The 16,003-nt window shown below is 36.8% G+C and carries 12 protein-coding genes, 1 tRNA gene and 2 pseudogenes; 8 read left to right on the forward strand and 7 right to left on the reverse strand.

All coding sequences use genetic code 11. The annotated features are described in order from the left end of the window. The first annotated feature begins 23 nt into the window (after positions 1-23). The 5 genes from rph (at position 24) to ACTJKA_RS09800 (ending at position 3,239) form a co-directional block, all read left to right on the forward strand. The gene (gene rph, locus ACTJKA_RS09780) at positions 24-752 is read left to right on the forward strand and encodes a ribonuclease PH (RefSeq protein ID WP_007501599.1); all 729 of its coding nucleotides are present in this window, start codon (positions 24-26) and stop codon (positions 750-752) included. A 10-nt stretch (positions 753-762) separates the two neighbouring features. After that, positions 763-1,365 (forward strand): XTP/dITP diphosphatase, encoded by a 603-nt coding sequence (locus ACTJKA_RS09785; RefSeq protein ID WP_144716601.1) that lies wholly within the window; start codon positions 763-765, stop codon positions 1,363-1,365. Positions 1,366-1,379: 14 nt separating this feature from the next. Beyond that, positions 1,380-1,904 (forward strand): YfcE family phosphodiesterase, encoded by a 525-nt coding sequence (locus ACTJKA_RS09790; RefSeq protein WP_008345914.1) that lies wholly within the window; start codon positions 1,380-1,382, stop codon positions 1,902-1,904. Between the two features lie 120 nt (positions 1,905-2,024). Next, positions 2,025-2,098 (forward strand) — tRNA-Arg (locus tag ACTJKA_RS09795). 127 nt (positions 2,099-2,225) lie between these two features. Continuing rightward, positions 2,226-3,239, forward strand: coding sequence for a tyrosine-type recombinase/integrase (locus tag ACTJKA_RS09800; protein ID WP_440607741.1), 1,014 nt, complete (start codon positions 2,226-2,228; stop codon positions 3,237-3,239). A 198-nt stretch (positions 3,240-3,437) separates the two neighbouring features. Here the strand turns inward: ACTJKA_RS09800 and ACTJKA_RS09805 are convergent, their stop codons facing one another. Next, positions 3,438-4,583, reverse strand: coding sequence for a DUF3800 domain-containing protein (locus ACTJKA_RS09805; protein WP_440607742.1), 1,146 nt, complete (start codon positions 4,581-4,583; stop codon positions 3,438-3,440). An 824-nt stretch (positions 4,584-5,407) separates the two neighbouring features. Here ACTJKA_RS09805 and ACTJKA_RS09810 point away from each other — a divergent pair. Both ACTJKA_RS09810 and ACTJKA_RS09815 read left to right on the forward strand, forming a co-directional pair. Then, positions 5,408-6,748, forward strand: a complete 1,341-nt coding sequence (locus ACTJKA_RS09810) for a helix-turn-helix domain-containing protein (protein WP_048003343.1) — start codon at positions 5,408-5,410, stop codon at positions 6,746-6,748. Between the two features lie 164 nt (positions 6,749-6,912). Continuing rightward, on the forward strand, positions 6,913-8,508 hold the full coding sequence (locus ACTJKA_RS09815; RefSeq protein ID WP_048003344.1) for an RNA-directed DNA polymerase: 1,596 nt from the start codon (positions 6,913-6,915) through the stop codon (positions 8,506-8,508). A 363-nt stretch (positions 8,509-8,871) separates the two neighbouring features. Here ACTJKA_RS09815 and ACTJKA_RS09820 read toward each other — a convergent pair whose 3' ends face one another. Both ACTJKA_RS09820 and ACTJKA_RS09825 read right to left on the reverse strand, forming a co-directional pair. Beyond that, positions 8,872-10,299, reverse strand: coding sequence for a HEPN domain-containing protein (locus tag ACTJKA_RS09820; RefSeq protein ID WP_048003345.1), 1,428 nt, complete (start codon positions 10,297-10,299; stop codon positions 8,872-8,874). 329 nt (positions 10,300-10,628) lie between these two features. Next, complete coding sequence (locus ACTJKA_RS09825; protein ID WP_053070151.1) at positions 10,629-12,170, reverse strand: HNH endonuclease; 1,542 nt, start codon at positions 12,168-12,170, stop codon at positions 10,629-10,631. 878 nt (positions 12,171-13,048) lie between these two features. Here ACTJKA_RS09825 and ACTJKA_RS09830 point away from each other — a divergent pair. Continuing rightward, positions 13,049-13,650 (forward strand): annotated as a pseudogene (locus ACTJKA_RS09830) (recombinase family protein). A 293-nt stretch (positions 13,651-13,943) separates the two neighbouring features. On the opposite strand, the gene ACTJKA_RS09835 reads toward ACTJKA_RS09830, so the two are convergent. The 4 genes and pseudogenes from ACTJKA_RS09835 to ACTJKA_RS09850 all read right to left on the reverse strand — a co-directional run. Next, positions 13,944-14,111: a hypothetical protein gene (locus tag ACTJKA_RS09835; protein ID WP_230677061.1), complete on the reverse strand. Its 168-nt coding sequence runs from the start codon at positions 14,109-14,111 to the stop codon at positions 13,944-13,946. Between the two features lie 573 nt (positions 14,112-14,684). Then, complete coding sequence (locus ACTJKA_RS09840; protein WP_017367747.1) at positions 14,685-15,023, reverse strand: hypothetical protein; 339 nt, start codon at positions 15,021-15,023, stop codon at positions 14,685-14,687. Positions 15,024-15,039: 16 nt separating this feature from the next. After that, positions 15,040-15,156: a polymorphic toxin type 50 domain-containing protein gene (locus ACTJKA_RS09845; protein WP_339327807.1), complete on the reverse strand. Its 117-nt coding sequence runs from the start codon at positions 15,154-15,156 to the stop codon at positions 15,040-15,042. A gap of 38 nt (positions 15,157-15,194) precedes the next feature. After that, positions 15,195-15,953 (reverse strand): annotated as a pseudogene (locus tag ACTJKA_RS09850) (ribonuclease YeeF family protein); the annotation flags it as partial. Between the last annotated feature and the right edge of the window lie 50 nt (positions 15,954-16,003).

Raw genomic sequence — 16,003 nt, forward strand, 5'->3', positions numbered from 1 at the left:
GTATATTGTAACGGAGGTAAAACATGAGATTAGATGAAAGACAATACGACGAATTAAGAAAAATTGAAATACAGGCAGGCTACATTACGCACCCAGAAGGCTCTGTCTTAATCTCAGCGGGAAATACGAAGGTGATTTGTAACGCATCTATCGAGGACCGCGTACCTCCTTTTTTAAGAGGAGAAGGAAAAGGCTGGATTACAGCAGAATATAGCATGCTTCCAAGAGCAACGGCTCAAAGAACGATAAGAGAATCATCTAAAGGAAAAGTCACAGGACGTACAATGGAGATCCAGCGTTTAATTGGACGAGCTCTGCGCGCAGTCGTTGATTTAGAAAAGCTTGGTGAACGCACCATTTGGATTGATTGTGATGTCATTCAAGCAGACGGCGGAACACGCACAGCTTCTATTACAGGTGCATTTGTTGCCATGACACTAGCGATTCAAAAGCTTCAATCAGAAGGCGTTTTGAAAGAAAATCCGATCACTGATTATTTAGCTGCGATATCCGTCGGAATTGATTCTAAACAGGGACTTCTGTTAGATTTAAATTATGAAGAAGATTCTTCAGCTGAAGTGGATATGAATGTCATCATGACAGGTGCTGGACGCTTTGTTGAACTTCAAGGCACTGGCGAAGAAGCGACATTCTCAAGAGAACAACTAAACGGACTGCTTGATTTAGCCGAAAAAGGTATCAAAGAATTAATTGAAAAGCAAAAAGCAGTGACAGGAGAAGTTATCGAATAAAGAGAAGGGTTTGATCAGGATGAAAACTGCCATCATCGCAACGCACAATGCGGGCAAAGCGAAAGAATTCAAAGCCATTCTTGAGCCAAAAGGATTCACGGTCAAAACACTAGCAGACATCGGATTTACGGAAGAGATTGAAGAAACAGGACATACCTTTGAAGAAAATGCGATCATCAAAGCCGAGGCCATTCAAGCCAAAGCAGGTGAAATGGTGATTGCAGACGATTCGGGTCTGTCAATTGATTACCTTGGCGGAAAACCTGGCGTCTATTCAGCGAGGTATGCGGGCGAGCATAAAGACGATGCCGAGAACGTGGAAAAGGTGCTAAGTGAGCTGCAAGGCATTGAAAAAGAAGACCGCACTGCTAGATTTAGATGTGCCCTTGCTGTCAGTATACCGGGGAAAGAAACAAAAACGGTAGAAGGATCAGTAGAAGGCTTTATCGCAGAAGAACCGATCGGCGAAAACGGCTTCGGATACGACCCAATTTTCATCGTCAAAGACAAAGACCAGACGATGGCCGAGTTATCACCAGAGGAAAAAAACAAGATCAGCCATCGAGCGGTCGCGCTTCAAAAGCTTTCATCATTGCTAGACGCAAATGAATAAGGGGGAATGAAGCCATGAAGATACTCATCATTAGTGACAGTCATGGACTCACAGACGAACTTCAAACCATTGCTAAACGGCATGCGGCTGAAGTGGACATGATGATTCACTGCGGAGATTCAGAACTCGAAACGAACCACCCAGCACTCGAAGGATACAAAGTCGTCAAAGGAAATTGTGACTTTATGGGCGATTTTGAAGAAGAGCTCCTGCTCCCACTCGACGGAGGCGGAAAACTATTTCTCACTCACGGACATCTGCATGGCATCAAACAATCCTTGCTTCAAGTCTACTACCGTGCAGAAGAGCTAGGCGCAGACATTATCTGCTTTGGCCACTCGCACATCCCTGGCAGTGAACTGCTAAGAGGAAAACTCCTCATTAACCCAGGCAGCGTGCACCTGCCAAGAGTGCGCAAAGAGCGCAGCTATGCTATACTGACACTAGATGGAAGCGAAGCAAACGTACAGTTTTTCACGGACGAAGGTCACGTCATACAAGACCTCGAAAACACTGTCACATTGGAAGGTATTTCATAAGGGTGCAGCATTTGCCCCTTATGAAAAAACTTTCGAAAAACCGTTGACTTTAAAGAACAATAGTAATATAATGAATCTTGTCGCTGAGGTAATACACCACAGCACACTACATAACAACATGTCCCAGTAGCTCAGCAGGATAGAGCAACGGCCTTCTAAGCCGTCGGTCGGGAGTTCGAATCTCTCCTGGGACGTACTAAATCGGGTACTAAAGCCCGTCAACTCAACCTCTTATATCGTTTAGTGAAACGGTCAGTATAACGGTCATTTAAGAAATTACACCGTATATCGACTTACTAACGATATAGGAGGTTTTTTTGTATGACCAAAAGAAAAGGTTTATTTGATGTAAAAGTTGATGTGAGAAGTTTATTGGAAGATTTTCCTGTTTCTACTTTAACCCATTCAAAATCTAAACCAATAATGGAATGTTCTGGGCATCATAGTGATACAATTTTGATTTCAAAGGCTCTAGATGTTATTACGAGGCAAATGAAGGTAAGTGGCAATAGAAGCCGTACCATAAGCGATTATGTTCTGCATGTAGAGCATTTTCAAAGTGTAACTAATGTAAAATATGTTGGAAATATTACAGCTAACAGCATTTATCAATGGTTGGATAGTATGGAGGTAAGCAATCAAACCAAATTAACACGTCTTAAATGCCTAAAAGCTTTTCTCTCCAGGTGTTTTGACAATCGATGGATTGAGATGAAGTTTTGGAAGACCATAAACATTAAGGTAGACCAAAAGGTTAAAGAAGGTGCTACAGAGCATGATGTTAATGTTCTGCTCTCTTTATTAGACCTAAGCAATTTCGTCCAGCTAAGGGACGCTACAGCCGTCCTAGTAATGTTTAAAACAGGTATCCGAATAAATACATTGGTTCAGCTTGAGGAACGACATATCGACTTTGATAACAAAGTGTTGAATTTAGAAGGCAGCGTCATGAAAAATCACCAACAAATTAAATTGCCTTTTGATGAACTGCTAAAAAAGTTGTTACAAGTACTAATAAAGCAAAATGCAGTCATTAGAAGAGGGTATGGCAAGAGCAACAGCCTGTTGTTTATTACTAAGTACGGTGATATTATCTCAACATCTCCAACGCATAACAACATTCAGAAGCGGCTAAACAAATATGCTAGTATGTACGGATTGAAAAACATTAACCCTCATGCACTAAGAAGGGGGTTTGCTAAGTCTCTGTTAGACAAAGGAGCAAATGTTGCTGTAATCTCCAAAGCGCTGGGACATAGTGATATATCGGTCACAACTAAGTATTTGCATTTCGATGTTGATGAAGTAGCAAATAATTTACGCACTTATCTATAAGCAGTTCTCCAATTTAAAGGTGAGACAGAACAAGGAGAGAACCACTCTGAATTTTGAGTGATTCTCTCCCTCTATTTGTTGTTTTGTAATAAAACTCTCCATAAATGTGACAGGCAAAACATAAAATATAAAATTCTTATTTTGCATACATTTCAAAAAAGCTACTTGCTCACCTTATAAGACTTCAAAAGAGGTGAATTAAGATTCAGAACTTTTTAGTAAAGAACGACTTTTTCTAATGTCTTCAATATACTCTACATTAGCGCTCCCTCTTTGTATATCTGTTGAAGAAAGAGGAATTCTTGCGATTGTTTGCATTGTCTCAAAGACATCAGAGATTAGCTGTCCTCTGCTGAATTGAGTGATATCACCATTTAAAATTATAGCGTTAGTCAAATTTTTGCATTCTCCAAATATTTCTTTATCGGGTTTGTCAATTCTTTGTTTCATCAGCCAAAGGGCGATATCAACAAGCTGTAGTCCGTTAGATGAGTCGGATGTTTGAAAGATAATTTCATCTTCTAAAAACGTCTCTACTTCATTAATATCTGTCATCCATGCAAATTGATCAACTGAAGGGGAGAATCGTCTGAAATAACTAAAGGCTTCCTCAAAATATCTAGCGAATTGGTTTTGTTCATCATGGATAAAAGTCTTAATTTGCGCATTAGTTGCTTTATAGATGCTGTGCATACTGTTTAGGATTTGAGTAAATGCCATAATATTGGGAGAATCTAAATTGCTTTTTTTATCCTCAAGAAACTTTTCGGGATTATTCTTAGCCCAACTGATAGCATCTAAAAGTAGTTCCTTTAATCTCCAATCAGTTGTTTTCATTTCAATATTCCACAGTACATTAGATAGAATTTCTTTAAATACTTTGATATCACCTGAACCATAGATAGTCCAAAACTTTTTGCTGTTTTCTGGACTTATGTGTTTAGACAATTCCAAAGCCATTGTAAGCCTTAGTGACCGCTGTCCATAATGCATGGGGGAAACAGCGTTATTTACTCCGCTGTCCAGGATGGTATTTACAAATTTCATTGGTGCTACATGCCCCTTTTCTATGCGTGTGAAAATAAAGCGAATCTTAGAAGACATAATAAATTCTGTAATGGCTTTTGCAACTTCTTCGATCTTTCCAAAACCAAGAGCGTTAGCGTGGAGTTCTTCAACCCCTAGCTTTTCTTTACAGAAATTAACTAATTCCTTTGCTTCTATATCTAGATTATTAGGAGATATGATAGTACCTGTCCAAAAAAAGGGTTGCCCTTTATCAAATAAGTTTAATCCTGAATTCCCTGACTCATCTGTATATGCATATAAGCTTTGTCCTGTCATTTATCTTCACCTTTCCATCTTTGTCTTTCTCTACGAATCTATGTTACGGATAAAAGAAGAAAAAACTAGGGGAATAGAATAATAAACCAATGTTGTATTATTATATCAATGATTGTGAAAAAATACCATTAGTAGAGTTAAGTGTAGGAAGTAAGACTTCAACCAGCGCCCTAATCCACACCAACATAGTGTAAGAATGTTCGATCCGAGACGCATATACTTTTCTGCTACTCCATGAATACAGTTTACCCTCACCAATATTTTCAAGGTGTATCCAATGCACCACGGAATTCCTCATTAAGTCTATATGTATATTCCCCAATAAAACAATGCGTTTCCTCGAAGCCAATTCTATTAAGTATAAAAAAATCATCTTTTTCCGAAAAAAGTTCTTGACATGGAGTTTTAAATTTAATCATGAGAAACGTAAGCTTTTTTATGACGGTTCAAGATCTAATTTCTCGATTTCTCGATTTGTATAATGAAATTAGAGCTGATTCCAATTAATAATCGAAGTTATTCAATGTATATTGTATGAAAGATGAGTAGAGAAATTAGCAAATTTGTTCCTGACTGTAGGGAAAAGATCAGCAAAAATAGAACAAAATATTCCTAAGGCTGAGGAATGAAAGGTGAAAAATTCGCTCACTACTTGCCTACTAATAACAGAGAAACAATAAATAAGACAGAAACAAATAATAAGAAGAGGCGCTTCGCTTTTTGGTCGCTTCGCTTATTTGCTGTTCTGGTTGCTTGGATTTTCTATGATTAACGATTTGGAGTGACGCTACTATTTAAATTCACGAAAAGAGGAAAAATACTTTATGTTTGAACAAGATAACCAAGGAACGTTTGTAAAATTTGACAAAGAAGCATATAAAAGAGATTCGATGGATTTATATCTTTATGGAGTTATAAAAACTTTTGAGAATAAGGCAGGGTTTATTTCAATATCAGTAAAGCAACTGATGGAATATACGAACTTAGGAAGGTCACTAGTATGTAAGATTGAACAATCATTAACTAACTTAATAGAACAACAACTTATTACAGTGTATGATGCAATTGATTTTAAAAACTATGTTGAGATTAATAAAGTCAAATCTTCTGATATGCTTTACATTAGAGTGAATGAAACCGAATCAGTTAAAGATCAGTTTATCCAAGTTTTCACGGATGAAATATTGAGGTTTATGAGTATAAAGATGAAGGGTACGAAAGCTGCTATGTTCAAACAGTTCCTATATATTATGAAATTTGTTAATCAGGGTAACGGGTATAGAAAGATAAGTTTTCCAAACATAGCAACAATTTCTGAAGAGACGGGTGTTTCAGACAGATCTGTAAAAAACTATACAAAGACTTTGGAAGAACAAGGCTTCCTGTACAGTAACATATTGATTATGGAAAAAGAGAAAGTTAAGAAGATCTATAGTAGACCACAGCATTCTCAGGATGTTGATGACGCTATTGCTGAGTGTATATCAAATAACACAAAAAAGATAAGTATTAAAAAGGGCAATACTCAAAGTGTTAAAACGAATACAGTTCAAGATGTTAAAAAATTTAAAGCTACAATGAAAAAGCCTGAGCTGCTTCTTGAGTTAGATATACAAATAAGAGATACCTTCGAAAAGTATGATGGTGAATTTAATGACCAAGTATTATCTAATCTTCAAAAATATCAGGAAAAACATGGAGTTCAAGTGATAGTTAAATCTCTTCATATTGTGATGGATAGAAAAATAGGATTAAAAAATCCAACTGGCTTTATGTTAAAACGGTTAGCAGATGGTGATGTTATTAAAGAAGCTGAATATCGTATTAAACGCTCTAAGGAGCTATCAGAGCGGTTGGATAGGGGTGATAGTGTAGTTTCACCAGTTGACTATAAAGAGGCTTGGAGGGAAAAGAAGAAGAAAGAGAAGCAAGAAGGAAGAGAAGTATACAATCAAAGGGACGAAAGAAAATTTCAAACCGAATTGGTTAAAGAACAGAAAGCAAAGTCTAAAGAGCAGCGACAGAATCAAGTTGAAATTTCCCCATATAGGACAATTTGGCAAATTGAGGGCTTTAAAAGCCGAGATGAATATGATAAGGCAAAAAAGAAAGCAGAAGAAGAAGAGAATATGAGAATGTTATTGGCTAGTGTGAAAACAAGCTAATAATCGAAGGGTATGTTAGTCATACTCTTTTTACTTTGTACAGTAATACTTAATGAAACTCGTCTTTTATTTTGTCTACAAAAGTATATTGTATTAAAAATTAAAGAGGATATTATACTTACTTTGTCGAAATTTATACTATTACTTTTTTGGGTGGAGATAATTTGTTAAAGCTAAGTACAGAGTCATTAGACTGGGCATTGAAACATATAGAGAATTATGGTGATACCGATATATTCCCACTTCCTTTTGAATATGAAGCCATTAGGCATTTATGGGATATTAGGACAAGAGAATTACCTAACGGTACAACTCTTAAAGAGTACTTAAGAAATCAAGATATATTACAGTGGAAAGTAAGGGACTATAGAAGGAGTCTTACACCAAAACATCAATATGGTTTTCGGCAATCAACCCAGTTAGACCCATTGGATACTTTGGTGTATCTAGCTTTAGTTTACGAGATTGGACATGATATTGAATCAAAGAGAATTCCTGTAGATAGGAACGTAAGTTTTTCTTATAGATTTAACCCAGATGATGAAGGAAAAATGTTTGATTCTGAAATTCATTATGGAAGTTTCTTGAATTATTGCGAGGAGAAAGTTGATGAGTTAATAGGTGATGAAAACATTAAATATGTTGTAGTAGCAGATATAGCAGATTTTTTTCCTAGGTTATACTTGCACCCATTGGAAAATGCTTTAAGTTCTTGTACTACTAAAACTAATCACGCCATTGCAATTAAACGTTTATTAAACAATTGGAATTATAGCATTTCTTACGGAATACCTGTTGGGCAGGACTCATCAAGATTATTAGCCGAACTTACACTTAATGATATAGATGAAGGATTACTAAGTGAGGGGGTTGATTTTTGTAGATATGTTGATGATTTTAGAATATTTTGCTCTAGTGAAAAAGAGGCTTATCAACAGTTAGCACTTTTAGCGGAAATGTTGTTTGAAAATCATGGTTTAACTTTACAACAGCACAAGACTAGAATAGTGCCTGTAGATGAATTCAGAAGTGAATACTTAAAATCTAGAGAGTCAGTAGAAATTGACAGATTATCTGATAAGTTTCTAGAAATACTTCAAGTGATGGGGATAGAAAACCCCTACGGAGATATCGACTACAGTATACTGCCAGAAAATATGCAAGAAGAAATCGATAGTTTAAACCTATTGGCGATTCTTCAAGAACAAATTGACTCGGAAAGTGCCGATTCCAAAATAGTTGGGTTTGTTTTGAGAAGGATGGCTCAATTGCAAAATACAGAAGCGTTAGATTTAGTTCTAGAGAATATTGATAAATTATATACTTCCTTTAAGCATATCTTTGTTTATCTAAATGAATTAGACTTAAATGAGTCGCAAAAGGAGTCAGTAAGTGAAAAGCTAATTAGCATACTTGATGATTCAATTGTTGGTCATTTAGAGTATCATAGAATGTGGTTATTTCAAACTTTTAGCAATGGGCAAGGTTGGAATATCGATAAACTGGCAACATTTTACAATGAATATTTTGATGATACTTCAAGAAGGAAAATAATACTGGCGCTTGGTCGAGCAAATCAACAATCGTGGTTTAAGACAAGGAAGAGAAGTATAATGCAATTGCCTAATTGGCAAAGGAGGGCATTTTTAGCTGCTGCTAAGTGTCTACCTGGAGATGAAGCAAGTCATTGGTATCGCTCAATTTTACCTAGATTGGATGTTTTAGAAGTAGCTGTTGTAAAGTGGGCTATGAGTAGGTAATCTATTAGATGATTACAATTGCATGATTAAAATAGTTAATAATGTGAAAATGAGCCACCGATTTATTGGTGGCTTTTACTTTTGAGATAGCTAATGAGTCGGTGGAATGATACAAAACTAAACATTCCTAAAATGTGTCTGAGGAGTGGTCTAAATGGTATTGGGTGGATTTTTGGAGTGCGGGGTGTGAATTCAAGATAGATTATACTAATAAAACTGTGATTTTATGAAGAATAAACAATCCCCTTATTCCCAAAGCAAAAGGATACTAGTTCTAACAAGAAGTTTGCTATGATTGTGATTCAATATTCTAATCAAGACAAAGAGCCTGCGTTGACCCAAACGTAGACTCTTTGTCATATATTAGTTCTGCAGTTCCTGTTTGGCATTCTCTAGCCATTGGACCACCCAGTCGTTCTGAAGAATAACAGATCGGAGGATATCATCGCCAATGCCGAGACGTTTGCATAAATGATAAAAGAGGACTGTGTGCATACGCTTGTTGGCAAAATATAACTCCCACTCTTTAAAATAGTACTCTGGTACGTCACCGATGTGAGTATAATAATCTCTTGTATTGGTTATGTCCCCTGCAAATGCTTTTAATTTCTTTGTGTCCTCAAACATTACATTTTGCAGATCCAAATCAAGCTTAAGTAGTGTTTCCCTGACTCTTCGCTGAAAGCCAAAGTGATGTGCATATTTTAGAGTGCTAATAAGTTTCTGTTTTAAGTTTTGATCCGTGTTTTTAGGAATTGCCTCAATCATCTGCTGTTTAATCGGCTCGTACGTTTCATCTGTTATAAACTTTCCTGCATCGCCAGAGGTGTCCCTGTGAAAGCTCTCTATCGATTTGGCGTAGTCTAAAAATTCGTTTTCCCAGTCCGATCCTACATTATACAAATTACGAAGGAAAATTCTTCGGGATGATTTCATCTCCTCGTCCAAGAACCAGTTAGAGAGTACATCAGCAATGTTATCTTTAATCAGGTGGTAAGTGATATAACGATCGGTGGCACGAATTTTCTTTTCCTGGAATTCACGCATAGGAAGAATAAAAATTTCAATTTTTTCCCTTAATCCTCTTTTGCCATTGATTAGATCTCCCTTTGCAGTAATGCGTTTCGGATAAACAGGGCGGTTCATCAACAGGGTCAACATGTTCTGTAGTTCACCTGTAATTTCTAAGTACCAATCTAATCCCCGTCCCTCATTAGGCATGATATCCAGTGAACTTGTATGTTCGTATGTCTTTTTTTTATACTTCTCACTGCTAGTGTTGAAATGATAACCTGCCTTGATGGTTGCACCAATGGAGTCTACCATGGCTTCAAATACAGGAGGAAAGGTGTAGGTCATATCAGCCTTAGTAAGTATCCCTTCTTTCTCCATATAATCTTCTGAAAATGGATGATGTCCCATCCATTCTTCCAGATAAGAATAATTAATGGAGGCAGAGTGAAACAGCATTTCCTTCTTATTGGTAAAGTGTTTTCCAATCAGCAACTGGTTAAAGGTTAGCTGGGTGGACGTAATTCCAGACATTTTCATTTTTGTCTGAAAACCGTTATGAAGCGTGATATTTCCTTCCTCAGTCTGCCCAAGGATAAAATCAAATTTATCTGTTTTCTCTTCAAAGGGGAAACCCTTAGTTAATGTGCCAAACAACTTCAAATCTATCCCGTCCAAGCCAAAGTTTAAAATCCCAGCTATTACATGTTCAGGATTAGAGGGCAACCACCAATAGCCTCTTATTTCAAATTGATCGTAGATGCTTAATTTTTTTGCCATGATAATTCCTCCCCAGCCTTTTTTATTTCTTCTTAGCTTGCTCGATAGACTTGATTATCCTACTGGTTGTAAATCGAAGTGAATGAACATAGGGCTACCATCCTTTCACAACTGAAAAATCTTTCAAACAGCAGTAATGTCCAACATGCATACACAACTGTGATTTCAACACCTCGATAGGTTATCTTTAACAATTCAACAGACCGAATAACGAATCTTTCTTCAACTAACCTTTCCGTTATTCGGATAAGGAAATATAATACCTATGTACATATCTTAAAATCATGAAAGAGCGAGTATACGTCTACTTCGTACCAATATGTTGTATTTCAAAAGTTAATGCTCCCATAGATTGACTTGATTGTCTTTTCTTGCAACCTTCTATTTATCTTTTCTTTCATAGAATTAAAGATAATATCATGGTGATATTGGACACACTTCTCAGACAGTAAATGATTTACCATAACCAATTTTGCTAGGTGAAGAGAGTTATTCTCATCCACATGCAAGATAGTCACTCTGTCCCTTGGGTCTATCGTAATAATTCCCATGTCCATTAACGTGTGATGGTTCGGACAAAGTACAATCATATTAACCTCTCTATCCACTCCCTTATGTTTAGACAGAGGTTGAATATGATTCACCTCGGAATATCCGACGCCATTTATGTCCACTAGTGCTTCCCCACAGATTTGACAGCAATTCCTATATCGCCTCTTTAAATCCCTTACCCTCTTCGTATCCCGCTTTCTTCTTTTTAAAAACTCAATGATTAGAATATCTTCATCAGTTTCAGTGTCGTCATCCGATGAAGATTTGGGAAAAAAATCACTTTGTTCCTCGCTTTCCGTATCTTGGTCGGCATTGAAGTCACTAGGAGAATCCGAGTCGAATGGATTGAACCCTATGGACTCTTTTAGTTCCTGATACTTAACGTACTGGTAGAAGGACTCTCGCACAAATGTCCGCTCCCACCCAAAAGTTCGAATGATAGATTCTAATGCCTTACCATCCGTTTGTATCAGTTGATGAAGTATCGTATTTATATATAGGTGAGTAGGATATAAGTGTGGATCGATATCCACTTTAAAAGAGATGTACCTTAGCATATAAGTCATAAGGGCAATGATTTTGGAGGGCTTATCTACTACACCATTCGACTTTACACCCGCTATGTCAGGCTCAACTTCTAACTCCCTGCCATTCCAATACTTCTCAAAGAATAGTTGAGTTGTAGCTTCAGATGATGAATTAGCATGCTTCATTCGTAGGTCATAGTATCCCTTAATAAATTTCGCCAGTTCCCCTGTCAGCACTATCCACGGAACGCTCTCGGTCTCATAAACATTCTTCACTCGAATGGTATCACCATTCACTTGAATGTCCCCAAGGGTCATGTCTATAATGTCCTGTGTATTGTAGCCCGCTCCCAACCCCACTGCCATGCATGCCATAATGGTTCGGCTAGCGGTTTCGTTATGTAGATGCACGTAGAAATCCTCATTAAACAGTTGATAGAAGTCAAATCCCTTCGGAAGGTAGTTGGCTTTTGGTTTCCTACTGTTTCCTTCTAAGTTCATATCCTTTGGTACTTCGAGCGGAAACACCTTTCTTTCGCTTATCGGCAAACTTAAGACTTTTCCTTGAACAAATGTATAGAACTTTTTCAAGGTAAAATAATATCCACTTAGATTTCTATCCAGTGTTTCAAAAAAACCTACAAGATTACTTTCACTTATGGCTTCCTGTGCATCTGTATTCCCTCCAACAAAGGCTATAAATCGGTTGATTTTAGGTCTATCTTGTCCCCATGTCCTGTTCTTTTCATCGGTGTTCTCTCTAAACAATTCAACTGCTTCTTGTATCTCCAACTCACTCTCACTCTCCTATGTGTGACCCTTTCTATTAAGCGTATAGTCTATTCTTCATATTAACATATTATTCCACTCTGTGCCTGAAACATATTGGTTTTCATATTGAAGTAACTGCCCCGTTATTCCATAATAAAAAGCCGCCGAAAAATGGCAGCTGTAACTGAAGTAAAATCGCTCGTTAGTTGAACAAGAACCTTTAGTTTTTATGACATCGTAGCATCCAACTATCAATTTAAAAGAAGAAAACAAAATAACCCAACAATGTGCCTGCGCTACGTCTTAGCGACATAGGTAATTTGTAATTTCATTTTCCACCTAACCCGCCCCATTAGCTTAAGTACATTCTTCCACAATAGATCTAACTTACAACAACACGCTAAACGCTACCATGATGTATATTCTTACATACAGCCCGATGACGCTCATTAATACTAGTGGTGACGTTTAAAAGCGTCTTAGAACTGAATCTGAGGGCATAATATAAGACTCTAGTGGATAAACGAAACCAACCTCATCCACAAACAAGCACTCGGTAAATATTCGACACGACATAAATAATTGATGGATTTTAGTACGGTAAATTGATGAGTCAACCAATGATTTACTAATACGTTTCGATAACTTCCTCGATAAGAGGTGTCTTAACCCATTGAGTGTACTTTAAGGAGAGATAGCTGTTCTTGTCAGTTGTATCCGATAAGCTACACGTATCAAAAGGTACACTTTCTGCAACGCATTTTGTGAAACGGTCGAATAAGGGTTCTAATAGTCTCATATGGTATAAAATCCAATTATGATACGTATCATAATTATCATTACCCTTTTGATACATACTCAGTAAGATAAGGGTATCAGATAATAAGGTGGAGTATATCATAGATAATAAAGAATTCGGATATGTGCGAGTAAGCAGTAAAGACCAAAATGAGGCACGACAACTTGAAAGTATGTATGCTCTTGGAATTGATGAGCGAGATATTCACATTGATAAGCAAAGCGGTAAGGACTTCAACAGACCTCAATACCAAGCTTTAAAGATGCGTTTGCGTAAAGGAGATACATTATACATTCATTCCTTAGATAGACTTGGTCGTAACAAAGATATGATTCTAAACGAGTGGAAAGATATAACACAAAACATCAAAGCACATATTGTTGTAATTGATATGCCATTATTAGATACACGTAAATACAATGACAAAATCGGTTCTTTTGTAGCTGATTTAGTATTACAAGTTTTATCATGGGTTGCTGAAGAAGAAAGAACTAAGATTAAGATTCGCCAAGCTGAAGGTATAGCTTCAGAAAAGCACAGGGTAAACACCTTGGTAGACCCAAAACTTCTATTACATCTGAATTTGAAGAGGCTTATAAGCAATGGAAAGCTGGAAGTATCACGGCAGTTGAAGCAATGAAAAAATCGAATATGACTAAGGCTACATTTTACCGTATGGTTAAAGAATATGAAGCAAGTTAAAGTGACTTACTAACTAAGGACTCTCTTTTTATTTGATTTGGATATTAAAGGCATGATGATAAATATATCAAAAAAGATTAAAACATTGTGTGTGCAACCAGCTATGCCCCCCTACATTATCACATTTTCATGGGGGTGTTGGGCGGGGAATGAGGGAGGCTAGTGCATCTCCACATCCAAAATTCATATACTTCATTATCTTAATGAAATATCGATTTTATTTATTATCAAAACCAGCCTTATCTGATTTATGATTTTGTTGGACAAATAATCAATCTCTATCCCATTCTTTGTTACAAGTCAGGACATTTCCATTTAATAATCCGATCATCTTTGATACTACTGATACCAATTTTTCGTGTGAAATGGGCATAACCATATACTTTCTGCGATTCTTTAGGAATAGGTTCTCCTTGCAAATCAGCATTGCAATATGGACAACATTCTTTGTTATCTCTCATGAAACCACTCCTTTAAATAAATACCTTTACCTTTTCAATAGGGTTGTTTTCTACCATATGAATGCTTGAATTATAAAGTGTAAGCAAATATAATAGGAATTAAGTCAATCGGTCTAAGTTCGAAAAGTGACCGTTATACATGAACGTGAACGAATAGCGATATATAAAGTAGCTCAGCAGGATAGAGCAACGGTCTTCTAAGCCGTCGGTCGGGAGTTCGAATCTCTCCTGGGACGTACTAAATTAAAAGTCTGAAATCCTTGATATGAAAGGATTTCAGACTTTTTTTGTTTCTTGGAACATAAGGTTGTTTATCGCTTCAAATTAAGGTTTTGGGAGCGGATTGGTAGCTGATTTATTTTCAAGTGTTTCCGTTCCCTGTCTTTGTATCAAAGAACCTATCAAATGGGTGGTTGATTTTTGTTCAGTTGCTTCAATGACTATGAACGTAAATGGATCAAAATCAAAAATGTATAAATTGAAAAATAGAGTTATTTTTGAAAGTAGCGACTAAATATATTTAAAACAGAAACAAATGAAAAGCCTCTCTAATTTAGAGAGGGCTTTCCTTTGTTAATCATCACTGTCCAATTCCCATAATTTTTGACCGTCTGCTAAATACACTGCATTTGGTGTATCTTTATAAAGTGAAATTTCAATTAAGGGACTTTTTTCTTGCTTTAACCAATCGTATATATCACAGTCGTTATTAGCGGGGGGCGATAAGATGTTATTAACTTGAAATGCGACTGCGTCATATTCTGTATAATTGACATCGTCATCTTCCAATCCGTTATCTGTTTCATAAAGCGTGTCAGATTCCCCAATAACTTTTAAACCGTTTTTCCATTCTATTATCAAATCGTTATGTTTATATTTTCGTAATGCTGAAATTAATGGATCATATCCCATTCGAATTCTCCTTAATTTATGGTTTTAAAGGCTCTGATGGTACTATATGAGCGCCGTTTTTGCTGTAATGTATTAAGCCTCTAGTAGTCTCTACATACTTACCGGTATCTTTATCATAGTATTTTCCAATCACTTGGCCAAAGTCTACTCTTTCTTTGTGCTCACCTATTTTTGTACCTTCGATCGCTCTTTATCATTGAGCTTATTAAGCATGATCGTCATTGGATTTCCATCGGGACTGTCTATTTTTTTATTCAATTCGTTTAGGTTACTGCTGATCTTTTTGTCTTCCTTATCTTTGAGAATGGACCCTTTTTGATAGGTGGTGATCCCGATTTTTGCACCAGTGAACATTGTGCCTAGAGTGTCTATGTATTCTTTCATTGTTTGTATGGAGTTCTTGGTTTCATTCAAAGCACTGGCTTGTTCTCTGTCAAAGGCATGGAGCGTACCGATGGTTTTTGAGATGTTCATCCAGGCTTTTTGGTAACTGACTTGAAAAGCAGACTCGTCCACAATTGGTAAATGAATAATATGGCTGACTTTGCCGATGGCACTGCTCACATCTGACATGATATCAGATACAGCTGTTTCGGCATTTTTTAAACCTTGATCAAGCTCATGCTCGAGAAATGCTTGTGAGATAAAGCCATTTTCATTTGATTTAAATGCGTGAAGTGCATTCTGTACCTTTTGGAGTACGGAGGTGTATTCTCCAATCGTGACTTGAAAGAATTGCAAGAAAGGGATATGGCACTCTGAGTAAAACGCTCGAATCGCTTCTCCAGCTTCCCCCTTTAGTGCGCCATCCAATGAAATGATTCGATTGATTTGGCTTTCAAGGGATTTGATATGTAGTGATTGTTGTTTTAACTGTGTCAGTGTTTGATCAATTGCATGGTGCAAAGTTTTAACATCTAACGTTTTCATGGTATTCTCCTTTAATGCTTGGTCGCAATCAATAGAGATTTTACCATTAT

This window comes from Bacillus sp. 22190, from assembly GCF_052045575.1.
Lineage (GTDB): Bacteria > Bacillota > Bacilli > Bacillales > Bacillaceae > Bacillus > Bacillus altitudinis.